Raw genomic sequence first — 14176 nt, 5'->3', positions numbered from 1 at the left:
GATCCCAGGCTGGTGCTGTCGACCGTGCCCGAGCTGGGTTACCACGGCCTCACCATCAACATCGACAACGACAAGAAAAAGGGTGGGCTCAGCCAGTCGGAAAAGGTCCGACAGGCGCTCGATCTGTCGATCGACCGTGACGCCCTCAACCAGGTCGTGTTCAATGGTGAATTCACGCCCGGCAATCAATGGGTCAGCCCCAGCCATCCCTATTACCAGCCGGCGTTTCCGGTTCGAGGTCGCGATCTCGCGAAAGCCAAGGCGCTGCTGAAGGAAGCCGGCGTCGCCCTGCCGGTCAGTGTCGATTACATGTTGCCGAAGGGAACGGAATACGAAGCCGTGGCCCAGGTGGTGCAGTCGATGGCCGCGGAAGCGGGGTTTGACCTGAAGCTCCGCGTTGTCGAATTCGCGACCACCTTCAAGCAGGCCCAGGCCGGTGAATTCCAGGTGTTCCAGATCAACTGGAGCGGCCGCATCGATCCCGACGGCAATTCCTATGTCTTCCTGCACACCAAGGCGCCGCAGAACGACGGCGGCTACTCCAACCCGGAGGCCGACAAGGCGTTCGAGGACGCCCGCCTCACCTCCGATCCGGCGCAACGCAAGGCGATATACGAAAAGCTGACCAAGACCGTGCTCAACGATGAGCCGATTATCTATCTCTTCCACCGCAAGATTCTGATCGCGCACACCAAAAAGCTGCAGGGCTACCAGCCGATGCCGGACGGATTGGTGCGAGTCGTCGGGTTGAAGCTGCAGTGAGCTCGACCCGGCGACGCCGCGCTACACCCGGGAAAAGCACCGCCTTATGCTGAGCTTCCTCGCCAAACGTATCCTGCAGCTGATCCCGACGCTGTTCTTTGTATCGGTATTGATTTTCTCGCTGCTGCAACTGCTGCCCGGCGATCCCGCATTGGTGATGGCCGGCGAGGAGCGCGACCCCAATGTGATCGCGCAAATCCGCGCCCAATACCGGCTCGATCAGCCGCTGCCGGTGCAATATTTCTACTGGATCAAGGGCGTGATCGCCGGCGATTTCGGCGAGTCGCTTCGCATCAAGGTGCCGGTGCGCGACCTGATCGCGCAAAAGCTGCCGGTGACCATGCAACTGGCGTCGATGGCGATCGTGATCGCCTTCCTGATCGGAATTCCCGCCGGCATCGTCTCCGCGGTCAAGAAAGGCACGTTGTGGGACTACGGTGCGAATCTGTTTGCGCTGTGGGGGATTTCGACGCCGAATTTCTGGCTCGGCATCATGCTGATCTTTCTGTTCTCGATCGAACTCGGCTGGCTGCCGGCGTCGGGTTACGTTCCGCTCTCGGAGAACTGGCGCGCGAGTCTTGCGTCGACCATCATGCCCGCTTTCGTGCTCGGCAACGCCATCGCGGCGATCCTGATGCGGCATACAAGAAGCGCGATGCTGCAGGTGCTCGACAGCGATTATGTCCGCACCGCCCGCGCCAAGGGCCTGTCCGAACGCTCGGTCATCCTCAAGCACGCCATGCGCAACGCGCTGACCCCGATCATCACGCTCGGTGCGCTTGAACTCGGCACTTTGTTGTCGGGCGCGGTGCTGACCGAGCAGATCTTCTCGATTCCGGGGTTCGGCAAGCTGATCGTCGACGCCGTGTTCAACCGCGATTATGCGGTCGTGCAGGGCGTCGTGCTGGTGACGGCGACCATCTACGTCACGCTGAACCTGATCGCCGACATCGCCTATATCCTCGTCAATCCGCGGTTGAGGGGATAGCGCATGACCGACACCGCGCTCGCCGCATTATCTGTCGACGACTCCGACGATCTGGAAAGCCCGGCGCGGCGCGCATTGCGCCGGCTGTTTCGGCGCAAGGGCGCGGTGGCGGGACTGGTCGTGATCGCGACTTTCGTCGTGCTGGCAGTGTTCGCGCCCCTGATCGTCCCCTATGATCCGATCGCGACCAGCTGGACGCTGGTGCGCAAGCCGCCGTCGGCGCTGCACTGGTTCGGCACCGACGATCTCGGCCGCGATATCCTGAGCCGCGTGATCTACGGCGCCCGCGCCTCGCTGACGGCCGGCGCGATATCGGTCGGGATTGCGCTCGGGGTCGGCGTGCCGTTCGGGCTGCTGTCGGGTTACAGCGGCGGCTTCATCGACGCCCTGATCAGCCGGATCACCGACGCCATGCTGGCCTGCCCGTTCCTGATCCTCGCGATCGCGCTGGCGGCCTTTCTGGGCCCGAGCCTCGGCAATGCCATGATCGCGATCGGCATCAGCGCGACGCCGATTTTCGTGCGGCTGACCCGCGGCCAGACCATGGGCGTCAAGGTCGAGGACTATGTCGAGGCCGCGCGCGCCATGGGCAATCCGCGCTGGCGCATCGCGCTGTTTCATATTCTGCCGAATATCATGCCGGCCTTGCTGGTGCAGGCGACGCTGTCGATCGCGGCCGCGATCATCGCCGAAGCGGCATTGTCGTTCCTGGGGCTGGGCCAACAGCCGCCCGCGCCGTCCTGGGGCAGCATGCTCAATGCGGCGCAACGCTTCCTGACCAACGCGCCGTGGATGGCGCTGTGGCCGGGGCTTGCGATCTTCCTGGTGGTGCTGTCGTTCAATCTGGTCGGCGACGGCCTGCGCGACGCGCTCGATCCAAAGGAGCGCTGACGGCGGCTCGCTTGTCCTCAGATCACCGTCTCGCGGGCGACGCGGCGGCAATCCATCTCGTATTCGAGATCGACCACCGGCGGGCGCGCGAAATGCCAGGTCAGGCCGGAGCGCATGGCGCCGCGGCAGACCAGTTCCTCTGTCATGGCCGGATGGAAATCGTGCACCGTATAGGCCTGCACGCCGGTGGTATCGGCCCAGCCGAACCCGAACGCCTCCAGGCGGCTTTCCATTTCGCGGACGGTAAATCCGACCTTCTCCTTCAGTCCGTCCGCGCTGAGGTCGCGGTAGCGCACGATCCGCTCGGGATAACTGCCGCTGCCGCCGCGCGCCTCGGCCCCTCCGGCGATGACGAAGGCCGGTGTGGCGGCTGTTCCGGCTTTCTGGCTCGGGCGTGTAAAGCAGAAGGCATAAAACGAAGGCTCGGCCGGAGGATCGATCTCGGGGCAGACATTGCTGCGCGCCACCGGGTTGACCGATCCATCGAACAGCCCCCATTGCGCAAGCGTCTTGACGTAATGCTGGTTGAAGGCCAGAAACCCGGCCTCGGTGAACGCCGCCGGCGACCGCAGCTCGCAGGCACAGAACGACGTCAGCGGCCGTCCCGCGCTGCGGATATATTCCGCGGCCTGCGCAAAGCCCTCGGCCAGCGGCAGCCAGCGATCGAAGCGCACGCGCTCGATCTCAAAGCCGGCATCGGCCGCCACACCGCTCGAATACTGAAACACCGCCGGGATGAATCGATAATTGCCGGCCGCAAAATCGCGCGTCATGTCTGGCTTCTCCTCAAGAACGTCATTGTAGAGCGTTTTCGAACGACGTGGATACCGGCCCTTATGAAGCGTGTCGAAACAAAATAAACCCCGGTTCTGATTCAATCAGAACCGGGGCTCCAGAATACGCGAACGATCCGGCCGGCGGTTACGTCGGCTTGAGCACCTTGTCCGCGAGATCGAAGTCCGCGATCTCCTTGGCGCGCTGGGATTCGGCACCGGCGCGGTGATCGGTGGCGATCGACACATAGACAGCGGGCAGCACGAACAGTGTAAACAAAGTCCCGATGGTCATGCCGGAGACGACCACCAGTCCGATCGAGAACCGGCTCGCGGCCCCCGCCCCGGTCGCGGTGAGCAGCGGCAACAGGCCGGTGACCATCGCCGCGGTTGTCATCAGGATCGGACGCAGCCGGACCCGGGCCGCCATTTCGATGGCTGAACGGCGATCAAGTCCCTCATTGAGCTGCAACTCGTTGGCGAACTCCACCATCAGAATGCCGTGCTTGCTGATCAGGCCGACCAGCGTCAGCAACCCGACCTGGGTGTAGATGTTCATCGTCGCCATGCCGAAGAACAGCGGAATCAACGCGCCGACGATCGCCATCGGAACGCTGATCATGATCACCAGGGGATCGCGCAGGCTTTCGAACTGCGCCGCCAGCACCAGGAAGATGATGATGATGGCGAAGGCAAAGGTGACCGCGAGCTGATTACCCTCCTGCACATATTGCCGGGAATCGGCGAGATAGTCGTGGCTGAAACCGGCCGGGAGATTTTTGGCTTGACCCTCGAGGAAATCTACCGCCTGCCCGACGGTAACGCCGGGCATCGGCACCGCCTGGAAGGTTGCGGAGTTCAACTGGTTGTAGTGGGTCAACGCGTTCGGGTCGGTCGCCGTTTCGATCGAGACCACGGTCGAGAGCGGCACCTGCTGGCCGGTCGCGGTCGCGATATAATATCTGCCGAGCGCTTCCGGTGACAACCTGTCCTCGCGCGGCACCTGAGGAATGACCTGATACGAGCGGCCCTCGAGGTTGAACCGGTTGACGTAGTTGCCGCCGAGCAGCGTCGCCAGCGTATTGCCGACATTCGCCATGGTGATGCCGAGATCGCTGGCCTTGGAGCGGTCGACCTTGATCCGCACCACCGGCTGGTTGAAGTCGAGATCGCTGTCCGAGACGATGAACAACCCGCTCTTGCGCGCGGCGTCCTTCAGCTTGACCATTTGCTCATAGACCGCCTGAAAGCCGTTGGTCGAATTGATCACCATCTGGACCGGCAAGCCGCCGGGACCGCCGGGCAATGGCGGCAGGTTGAACGCGAAGGCATTGACGCCTTCGATCTTGCTCAGTTCCGCCTGCACCAGCGGCTTCAGCTTGATCGACGAACGCACCCGCTCGTCCCACGGCTTGAGCAGCATGCCCGCAATGCCGCTTTGCGGTCCGTTGATGCCGTTGAGGACGAAACGCAGATCGGTTTCGGGAAATTTGGCAAATGAGCGGTCGAGTTTTTCGCCGTAGAAGTCGGCATAGTCGATATTGGCGTATTTGGGCGCCTTCGTCACCGCGAACACGATGCCCTGATCCTCTTCGGGCGCGAGTTCCTTGGCGGTGTGCAGATAGAGGAAGCCGACCAATCCGAGGATCGTCAAGGCGAACAGTCCCGTGATGGGGCGATAATCCAGCGACCGGTCGAGCTGACGGCCGTACCAGCGGGTCATGGCGCCGAACACCCTGTTCACCAGTTTGGCGAAACGTCCTTCTTCGGCATTCTTCAGGAACACCGAGCACATCATCGGCGACAGCGTCAGCGCGACCACGCCGGACACGATCACCGAGCCGGCCAGCGTGAAGGCAAATTCGCGGAACAATGAACCGGTCAAGCCACCGAGGAACCCGATCGGCGCATACACCGCGGCCAGCGTGATGGTCATGGCGATGACGGGACCCACGATCTCGCGGGCGCCCTGCATCGCCGCCTGCACCGGGGGCTTGCCCTCCTCCAGATGCCGGTGGATGTTTTCAACCACCACGATGGCATCGTCGACCACCAGACCGATCGCCAGCACCATCGCCAGCAATGTCAGCAGGTTGAAACTGAATCCCGCCGCCAGCATCAGGCTGCAGACGCCGATCAGCGACAGCGGAATGGTCACCACCGGGATCAGCACCGATCGGAACGATGCCAGGAACAGGAAGATCACGACGACCACGATGATAACAGCCTCGCCGAGCGTCTTCTCGACTTCGTCGATCGAAGATTGAATGAACTTGGTCGAATCATATGCCACCTTCATCTTCATCGATGGCGGCAGATTGCGTTCCAGTTCCGGAAACAGCGCGCGCACGCCTTTGACGAGCGTCAGCGGATTGCCTTGCGGCGTCGCCTGCACGCCGATGAAGATCGCATGCTCGCCGTTGAAGGCGACACTGGCGTCGGTGCTCTGTGCCGCGAGTTCGACAGCGGCAACATCCTCGATCCGGACATAGCCGCCGTCCTTGGATTTGACGATCATGCGCTTGAACTGATCGATGTTCTGCAGATCGGTGTTGGCCGATACGTTGGAGACGATGAAAAAGCCCTTGGACTGGCCCGCGGCGGCCTGGAAGTTGTTGGCGGCAATCGCTGCGGAAACGTCGGCCGGCGAAACATTGCGGCCGGCCATGCGGACCGGATCGAGCCACAGCCGCATCGCGAAAGTCTGGCCGCCCAGAATATCGGCGGAAGCGACCCCATCGACGGTCGAAAGCACCGGCTGAACCACCCGCGTCAGATAATCCGATATCGCCGACCCCGACAGCACCTGGCTGGAGAAGCCGAGATACATCACTGCGGTGGTCTGGCCGGTCGTCTTGGTCACGACCGGATCGTTGGATTCCTTCGGAATCAGATATTTGACCGAATTCACCTTGGCGAGGACCTCGGTCAGCGCCTGGTTCGGATCGAAGTTCAGCTTGATGTAGACCTGGATGGTGCTGGTACCCAGCACCGACGACGAGGTCATGTAGTCGACGCCTTCGGCGGACGCGACGGCCTGCTCGATCGGCGTGGTGATGAAGCCCTGAATCAGATCGGGCGACGCACCGGGATAAACCGTGGTGACGTTGACCACCGTGTTCGACAGCTTCGGATATTGCCGGACCGGCAGACTGGTCGCGGCCCGAAAGCCGATCAGAAGAATCAGCAGGCTGACGACCAGGGCCAACACCGGCCGCTTGATGAAGATATCGGTCCAGACCATCGCGATGCGCTCCGTTAGATCAGGATCCGACTAGATTAAGTCGGATCGTGATCTCATCTTTTGTTTGATCGTGATCTCCAGGCAAACGCGTCGCGCTTGTCCTGCCGATCATAACTTTTTGTTTGAGCATGATCTCCGCGCAAACGCCTCCGGCGTTTGTCGCGAGGGATCATGCCTTAATAACGTGGCGGGTTCGCCGGAATCGGCGGCGCGGGATCGGCCGAGATCGACACCGCCGCTCCGGATTGCAGCTTGATCTGGCCGACCGAGACCACGCGATCGCCGGGCTTCACCCCGCTGAGAATTTCGACCCGTCCGTTGACCCGGTTGCCGGTCACCACGAAGGTCCGCACCACAACCAGGCTGGTCTTGCCGTCGTCCGCCTTCTTCTCGGTGATGACGAAAACGGCGTCGCCGTACAGCGTATAATCGACAGCGGTTTCGGGAACCGTGACGACCGCCGGCTTGTCGGGCAGCACCACCGTCGTGGTCGTGAACATGCCGGGCTTGAGAATATGTTCCGGATTCTCGATCGTGGCCTGAACGCGGATGTTGCGGGTATCGGTGGCGATCTGGGGCTCGATCGCGTTGATCTTGCCCTCGAAGTTTCGGCCGCGATAGGCATCTACCAGGACCCGCACGGTCTGTCCGACCTTGAGCGCCGCGCTGTCCTTCTCCGTCACCGTGAAGTTGGCATACAGCACCGACAGATCGGTCAACGAGACGATCTGCGTGCCGGCGGTCAGGTACTGGCCGACCTCGACATGACGAACGCCGAGTTCGCCGTCGAACGGCGCACGCACCAGCTTCTGCGAAATGATCGCCTCGGTCTTGGCGATACCCGCATTGGCCTGGTCATAGGTCGCCTGCGCGGCATCGACCGTCGACTGCGGACCGAACTGGCGGGACGCCAGTTGCTTGGCGCGATCCAGCGCCAGCTGCGCGCCGATCGCCTGCGCCTTGAAACTCGCGAGATCGCCCTGGTCGGGGGCGTCGAACAATTGCACCAGTGGACTGCCGGCCTGCACCGAGGCGCCCGCGGTAAACATGATGTCGGTGATGCGCCCGCTGACATCCGGGGTGACATTCACCTGATGCACGGCCGCGAGATCGCCGACCGCCGTCAACAGGTTCGGAATCACTTCCGATTTGGCCTCGACAGCCGTGACCGGTGCCGGCGGCGGCCTGTTGTTGGCGAAAAATTGCGCGATCATTTGGCCACGGAACCAGTTAAACCAGACGAGACCACCCACCAGCAGCGCCAGCAATAGTCCGACGATGATGAACCAGCGGATCATCCGAACCGGACGGGCGCGTGGCTTTTCGGCGAGCGGCTGGCCTGAGATATGGGCTTCAGTCACAATGTTCATGTCATGCACTTTCTGCAATTACCGGCTGTCCCAGACCCGGCGACAGGTCACGATCCAAATAGGTGGCAATCGCGGTTTCGTGGAGTCCGATTCCGCGTAGAATGAATTCACAGGCCTGCCGCTCGAGATCGACGGCGTTGGCATACGACAGGCACGGAACCGACGGCAACCGTGCCAATGCAGCCATCAGCACGGTGTGATGCGCAAACCAGAACAGGTTCAGCGGCTCGCGCCCAACCCGTGACGCATCCCCCGCCGCCACCGCCCGCTCCAGCGACGCGGTGAACACCGTTCCGATCAGGTTTCCGATCTTCTCATAGATCAACCGCGCGAATTCTCCATCATCGAGATGGCTGGTGATCATCAGCCGCAGCCGCTGGGCTTCCTGCTGATCGGGAACGTCCCACACATGCAGGAAATGGCCGACCATGCCGCGGACCAGCACCACGAGCGTCTCGGTGGAGGGTTCTCGCCCCAGCAGCTGGTGCAGTTCGGGATCCGCCTCGCAGGCCTCCGCGAGAATTTCCGCATACAGCGCCGATTTCGACGGGAAGTGCTTGAACAGCAGGCCCTCCGAAATGGCCGCCGCCGCCGCGACACTCTTGGTCGTGGTTCCCGCAAAGCCACTGCGGGCGAAACACCGCTTGGCGGCGCCCAGGATCAATTGCCGCCGCAAGTCACTGGTCATGCGCAGGGTGCTCATGATCGTGAGTAAGCACTCACCTCCGGTATTTGTCAAGAAACTTGCTGCGATGCAATACGCCGGATCCGGCCTTAAATGGGGCCAAATCCGAGTGCGCCGCGGATGCGCGTGACGATGAAGCTGCCGTCGCGGCTGGCGAGCACGCGTTCCAGATTGGCGCTGTCGATCTTGATGCTGACGAAACGCGGCCCGCTCGAGACGTCCTGCATCGCGGACGCAAAGGCCTCGACTTCGGCCATCGTCGCGATGCTGCGGGCGTCCGATATCCCGCACGCCCGGGCGATGCCGACGAGGTCGGCGGTATTGGCGGTGTGGCTCGCCTGCCCGCCGGTTTCGCCATAGACCTCATTATCGAGCACAATGATGGTGAGATTGCCGGGTTTTTGCAGGCCAACGGTCGCCAGACTGCCCATCCCCATCAGCATCTCGCCATCGCCCGTGATCACCACGACCGGCAGTTCGGGTTGCGCCAGCGCGACCCCCAATCCGATCATGACCGCGCCGCCCATGGCGCCCCACAGATAGAAATTGCGGTCATGATCGCCGGCCGCCGCGATATCGTAGGTCGAGGCGCCGAGGCCGCCGACCACGATCCCATCCTTGCGCTGCGCCAGCAGGGTCGAGACGACGCTGCGCCGTTCGAGAAGGTTTGCTTTGCTCATTTGGTGAAAACCTTGGCGCCGATCAGACGCTGCGACAACAGAACAGCGGTCGGCGTGCAGGCATTATAGGCCTGCCCGGCCGCCGCCTCGACCACCTCGCGCACTTCCTGCGGATGGGAGGCCCGCAATACCTTGATACCGGACAATTCGAAAACGCCCGCAGTGCTGGAGCCCATCGGGACCTGCCAGGGATTGAATTCGCCCCACTCGCCGCGCATCGTCACTAGCGTCAGGAACGGAAGACGGAAGATCTGGGTCAGCGACAGCATGTTCACGCAATTGCCGACGCCGCTCGACTGCATCAGCAGCACGCCGCGCTGGCCGCCGGCCCAGGCGCCGGCCAGCAGCGCTACGCCCTCCTCCTCCGTCGTCAACGGGACAGCGCGCATCGACGGCACCTGGCGGACGTCGAAGCGCTGCAGAATCGCGAAAATATCCTCCGGCCAGCCGGCCGTAGTTTCCGAGGGAGCGTCAGTGCGGGCGTGCATTTTTAATTCCAGTGAATCGGCAAAACTCTATTGCGGTGCGGGACTGTAGAGAGCGCCGCGCTTTGCGAAAGAGCAAAAACAGCATATCGGTCTCCACCAAAGAGTATGACAGCATGAATACGAACGCGCGAGAGCTGGCGGCCGATTTCGACCTCGAGAAACTGACGGACGAATTCTACGCCGACCCCTACCCGACCTATCGTGCATTGCGGGAGCATGCGCCGGTCAAGCTATTGCCCAACGGCTCCTATTTCCTGACGCGCTATGACGATCTGGTCAGCGCCTACAAGAACACCAAACTTTTCAGTTCCGACAAGAAAAAGGAATTCGCGCCGAAATACGGCGCGTCGCTGCTCTACGAGCACCACACCACCAGTCTGGTCTTCAACGATCCGCCCGCGCATACCAGGGTGCGGCGGCTGATCATGGGCGCGCTGTCGCCACGCGCGATCGCGCAGATGGAACCCGACCTGATCGCGCTGGTGGATCGGCTGCTCGACGCCATCGCCGCGAAGGGCAAGTTCGAGCTGATCGAGGATTTTGCCTCCGCGATCCCGATTCAGGTGATCGGCAATCTGCTTGACGTGCCGATCGACGAACGCGAGCCGCTGCGCGACTGGTCGCTGGCGATTTTGGGGGCGCTCGAACCGGTGATATCGGCCGATGTGTTTGCCCGCGGCAACGCGGCGGTGAAGGATTTTCTCGGCTATCTGGACATACTGGTCGAGCGGCGGCGCATCAGACCGGGCAATCCCGAGCGCGACGTGCTGACGCGCCTGATCCAGGGCGAGGACAATGGCGAGCGGCTGACACCTAAGGAATTGCTGCACAATTGCATCTTCCTGCTCAACGCCGGCCATGAGACCACCACCAACCTGATCGGCAATGGACTGGTGGCGCTATCGGGTCATCCGGCGCAGAAACAACGCCTGCTCGACCATCCCGATCTGATTAAAACCACGGTCGAGGAGATCCTGAGGTTTGAGAGCTCGAACCAGCTCGGCAATCGCATGACGACCGAACGCGTCGAGCTCGGGGGGATTACGATGGCGGCCGGCACGCCGGTGACGCTGTGCATCGGAGCGGCCAACCGCGATCCCGGTCAATTCACCGATCCGGAAAATCTCGATATCGGCCGCACGCCGAACCGGCATCTCGCCTTCGGCACCGGCGCGCATCAATGCGCGGGAATGGCGCTGGCGCGTCTCGAAGGCGCGATCGCCGTTTCAAGATTTTTGGCGCGGTTTCCGCGCTATGCGCTCAACGGCCCGCCGGTGCGCGGCGGACGGGTACGATTTCGGGGATTTTTGCGCGTGCCGTGTGTAGTCGGCTAGCGGGCAGCGCCCGACGCGAAAGCCGCGATGATCGAGGACGACGAAAGCAGCTCATGCGATGCGAGGTTGCCGGCAACCAGGATCAGGGTCGCCGCGAGCACCAGCCGTAGCGCCGGTTCCGGTACCCGGTGGGCCAGATAGCTGCCGATGATAATGCCGGGCAAGGAGCCCACCAGCAGCACGCCCATCAGGTGCCAGTCGATCTCGCCGGTCGCCCAATGTCCGATCCCGGCCACCAGCGTCAACGGCACCGCGTGCGCGATATCGGAGGCGACGATGCGCGGCATCGGCAACTGCGGATAGAGCAACAGCAGCGCGGTGACGCCCACCGCGCCGGCCCCGACCGACGAAATCGAGACCAGCACGCCGAGGGCTACGCCAACCAGCACGGTCGCGCGGGCGGTGGCCGCGGGGTCGAGCTGTTCCAAACGCCAGGAATGGCGCTGCATGATGGCCTTTCGGAATATCAGCGACGCCGCGGTCAGGAACAGCGCAAAACACAGCACCAGATTAACCAGGCTGCGCGAGGATTCGCCGTTGAGATCAAGCTGCCACAGAATAAACAGCGTCAGGATGCTGGCCGGGATGCTGCCGCTGGCGAGCCGGGTCACCGCCGGCCAGTGGATACTCTTCGCCCAACTATGCGCAAAGCTGCCGACCGTCTTGGTGGTGGCGGCATAGAGAAGATCGGTGCCGACGGCCGTCGCCGGGTGGATGCCGAACAGCAGGATCAGCAACGGGGTCATCAGCGACCCACCGCCCACACCGGTCATGCCGACCAGAAGGCCAACCCCGAAACCGGAAACCACATAGAGAGGATCGATCATAAGCGGTACGGATTCCCGGTTCCCTTCGCCGACAGGTCGTGGCGATTCCGACTTTACCTCACGATGCGGCAGCCGGATCGCAAAACCGGGCCAAACAGCTCACCAGCCGGGCCACCCAGATGTACACCGGCGCGGCCCGCCGGCAACCGTCCGGCCGAAAAAAAGAAGGATTCATGCACGCATCTGCCATCGGCAGTGCGCTTCATCCAATTGGATGGCGTCCGGTGGAACCGACACGCTCAGGCCCTTTGGGTGTTTGAATGGGGGAATTCGCTTTATTCGGCACCCTTGATGCGGGCCAGATACGCGACAATCGCGGGCACATCCTTCTCGTCGACCGGGGCCTTGTACACATGGATCATCTTTTCGGCTTCGGCCTGCCAGGCCGAAGCCGGCAGTGACGGTTGGTTGAGCACCATACCGGCCGAGTGGCAGGCCAGGCAGTTGTTGTTGACGACGTCTGACCCTGGACCGGAAAACATCGTGCCGCGATCCGGCAGATCGATCGACACCGATTTGAGCGTCAGCGGCGATTGGGCATCAACGGCGAGCGGCATTGCGGCGGCGCTCAACAGCGCGAGGGTAAATATCATGCGCGACATCGGCGATCTCCTCAGGCCACGACGACGGGCGTTGCTTCGATGACGTTGCGCATGAACCCCGACGGATTCCAGTTCGCCTGGTCGGGTTGCGCGACGCCGCCGGAGTTGGTGCAGCGAACCATCAGCGTGTAATGGCCGCTGGCCGGCAAAGTGACCTGAGCCTGCCACTGCCGGAAGCTGAACTTGCCCTCGTCCTTGCCAAGCGCGGTCGCCTGCCAGCTCTTGCCGCCGTCGCTCGACAGATCGACGCGTGACACGCCGGTATCGCCGCCGAACGCAATACCCCGGACCAGCGTCGATTGATTGGCCCGCACGGTGTCGCCGGATTTGATGTTGGTGATGAACGATCGCGGCACCATCTTGTTGATCGGCACCATCTTGACGCCGGTCTGGCCGGGCTTGATGTCGGCACGCGGCGTATCGGGGATCAGATAGGCGGACTTGGTCCAGAAATTGTCGTCGGGCTGGTCAAGAACCTCGATATCGCTGATCGCCTTGACCCAATAGGTGGCATACCAGCCGGGCACCACCAGCCGCAGCGGAAATCCATTGAGAAGCGGCAACTGCTCCCCGTTCATGGCATAGGCGATCATGACCTCGCCGTCGCGCGCGTGATCGATGTCCAGCGACTTCTTGAAGTCGGGTGCGTCGGATACCACCGGTTCATCGGTTCCGTTAAACCGCACTTGAACGGCACCGGCCTTGACGCCTGCACGGTCAAGCACGTCCCTCAGCCGAACCCCCATCCAGCGGGCATTCCCCATCGCGCCATCGGCCCATTCGCCGCCGGCGACACGGGGTTGAAAGAAGCCGCGCGAATTGCCCGAGCACTGATTGACCGCCGCGATCTCGACCCGCGGCAAGGCGAGGATGTCTTTGAGCGACAGCGACTGCTCCTGGTTCACATGGCCGCGCACCGCCAGACGGAATTTATCGACGTCGACCTCGGTGGGGATCACCGCCCAATGCCAGCGGACATAGAACCGGTCGTTCGGCGTGAAAACGCCCTTGTCAAACACCTCGAACGGCGTCTCGAGCAGGGGTGGGCGCGAACGCTGCAGAATCATCGCGCCCTTCTGCGGAAACGCCATCGTGATCGGCCGCTCAACGGGACCGCCCGGGAGTGGCAGCTGGACCAGCGCGTCCGCCCAGGCCGGCGCCGCCGCCAGCGCCATCCCGGCCATGCCCGCCTGACCGAGCAAATGTCGACGGGTCAACGCGTGGCGCGTGTAAACTGACCTCATTGTATCCTCCCTTTCCATGCGGGCCTGGATCAGCGGACCAAGTCTCAGCGTGTTTCCGATCAAACGGTACAGGCTTTCGATGGTTCGATCCAACCCATAGAATTGTACGTTCCGATCGGTCGGGTGGATCGATCCTTGTTACTCTCTGACTTGGCTAGGGAAGGCTGGATGGCCTCGGAACGGGGAAAATCCGGAACAGCAGGCGTCGCAGCGCGCGCCATTCACTCAATACCAGACCGACCTCGCTCTTCATTGCCGCCACTTTGTTCTCTCGAGGAGCGAGTTCGA

Annotated in this window: 13 protein-coding genes; 4 read left to right on the top strand and 9 right to left on the bottom strand. The window is 62.4% G+C overall.

Features of this window, described 5'->3' with window-relative positions:
* The 3 genes from ABR948_RS19015 to ABR948_RS19005 all read left to right on the top strand — a co-directional run.
* A partial coding sequence (locus ABR948_RS19015) for an ABC transporter substrate-binding protein (RefSeq protein ID WP_428120694.1) occupies positions 1 to 762 on the top strand: 762 nt, incomplete at its 5' end.
* Positions 763 to 808: 46 nt separating this feature from the next.
* Positions 809 to 1750, top strand: coding sequence for an ABC transporter permease (locus ABR948_RS19010; RefSeq protein WP_428120692.1), 942 nt, complete (start codon positions 809 to 811; stop codon positions 1748 to 1750).
* Between the two features lie 3 nt (positions 1751 to 1753).
* Positions 1754 to 2641, top strand: coding sequence for an ABC transporter permease (locus ABR948_RS19005; protein WP_428120690.1), 888 nt, complete (start codon positions 1754 to 1756; stop codon positions 2639 to 2641).
* Positions 2642 to 2658: 17 nt separating this feature from the next.
* On the opposite strand, the gene cnbZ is transcribed toward ABR948_RS19005, so the two are convergent.
* From cnbZ to ABR948_RS18975, 6 genes are all read right to left on the bottom strand, one after another.
* A complete protein-coding gene (cnbZ, locus tag ABR948_RS19000; RefSeq protein WP_428120688.1) occupies positions 2659 to 3414 on the bottom strand; it encodes a 2-amino-5-chloromuconate deaminase CnbZ in 756 nt (251 codons plus the stop codon).
* A gap of 148 nt (positions 3415 to 3562) precedes the next feature.
* Positions 3563 to 6658, bottom strand: coding sequence for a multidrug efflux RND transporter permease subunit (locus ABR948_RS18995; RefSeq protein ID WP_428120686.1), 3096 nt, complete (start codon positions 6656 to 6658; stop codon positions 3563 to 3565).
* Positions 6659 to 6834: 176 nt separating this feature from the next.
* Positions 6835 to 8028, bottom strand: a complete 1194-nt coding sequence (locus ABR948_RS18990) for an efflux RND transporter periplasmic adaptor subunit (RefSeq protein ID WP_428120684.1) — start codon at positions 8026 to 8028, stop codon at positions 6835 to 6837.
* 1 nt (position 8029) lies between these two features.
* Positions 8030 to 8731: a TetR/AcrR family transcriptional regulator gene (locus ABR948_RS18985; RefSeq protein WP_428120682.1), complete on the bottom strand. Its 702-nt coding sequence runs from the start codon at positions 8729 to 8731 to the stop codon at positions 8030 to 8032.
* 71 nt (positions 8732 to 8802) lie between these two features.
* Positions 8803 to 9393, bottom strand: coding sequence for a thiamine pyrophosphate-dependent enzyme (locus tag ABR948_RS18980; RefSeq protein ID WP_428120680.1), 591 nt, complete (start codon positions 9391 to 9393; stop codon positions 8803 to 8805).
* Positions 9390 to 9881: a phosphonopyruvate decarboxylase gene (locus ABR948_RS18975; protein ID WP_428120678.1), complete on the bottom strand. Its 492-nt coding sequence runs from the start codon at positions 9879 to 9881 to the stop codon at positions 9390 to 9392. Before ABR948_RS18975 ends, ABR948_RS18980 begins: the two co-directional genes overlap by 4 nt.
* A gap of 113 nt (positions 9882 to 9994) precedes the next feature.
* Here ABR948_RS18975 and ABR948_RS18970 point away from each other — a divergent pair, with 113 nt between their 5' ends.
* Positions 9995 to 11215 carry a cytochrome P450 gene (locus tag ABR948_RS18970; RefSeq protein WP_428120676.1) on the top strand — a complete coding sequence of 407 codons (1221 nt, stop codon included), beginning with the start codon at positions 9995 to 9997 and terminating at the stop codon, positions 11213 to 11215.
* Here the strand turns inward: ABR948_RS18970 and ABR948_RS18965 are convergent.
* The 3 genes from ABR948_RS18965 to ABR948_RS18955 form a co-directional block, all read right to left on the bottom strand.
* Positions 11212 to 12042, bottom strand: a complete 831-nt coding sequence (locus ABR948_RS18965; RefSeq protein ID WP_428120674.1) for a sulfite exporter TauE/SafE family protein — start codon at positions 12040 to 12042, stop codon at positions 11212 to 11214. The two genes, ABR948_RS18970 and ABR948_RS18965, sit on opposite strands and share 4 nt — an antisense overlap.
* A 275-nt stretch (positions 12043 to 12317) precedes the next feature.
* Positions 12318 to 12644, bottom strand: a complete 327-nt coding sequence (locus ABR948_RS18960) for a c-type cytochrome (RefSeq protein ID WP_428120672.1) — start codon at positions 12642 to 12644, stop codon at positions 12318 to 12320.
* Positions 12645 to 12655: 11 nt separating this feature from the next.
* Positions 12656 to 13888, bottom strand: a complete 1233-nt coding sequence (locus tag ABR948_RS18955) for a molybdopterin-dependent oxidoreductase (RefSeq protein WP_428120670.1) — start codon at positions 13886 to 13888, stop codon at positions 12656 to 12658.
* Between the last annotated feature and the right edge of the window lie 288 nt (positions 13889 to 14176).

The sequence above is a fragment of the Bradyrhizobium sp. genome (assembly GCF_050014615.1).
Taxonomy (GTDB): Bacteria; Pseudomonadota; Alphaproteobacteria; order Rhizobiales; family Xanthobacteraceae; genus Bradyrhizobium.
The sequence above is the reverse complement of the archived record's forward strand: the minus strand, read 5'-3'. Positions and strand labels throughout refer to the sequence as shown.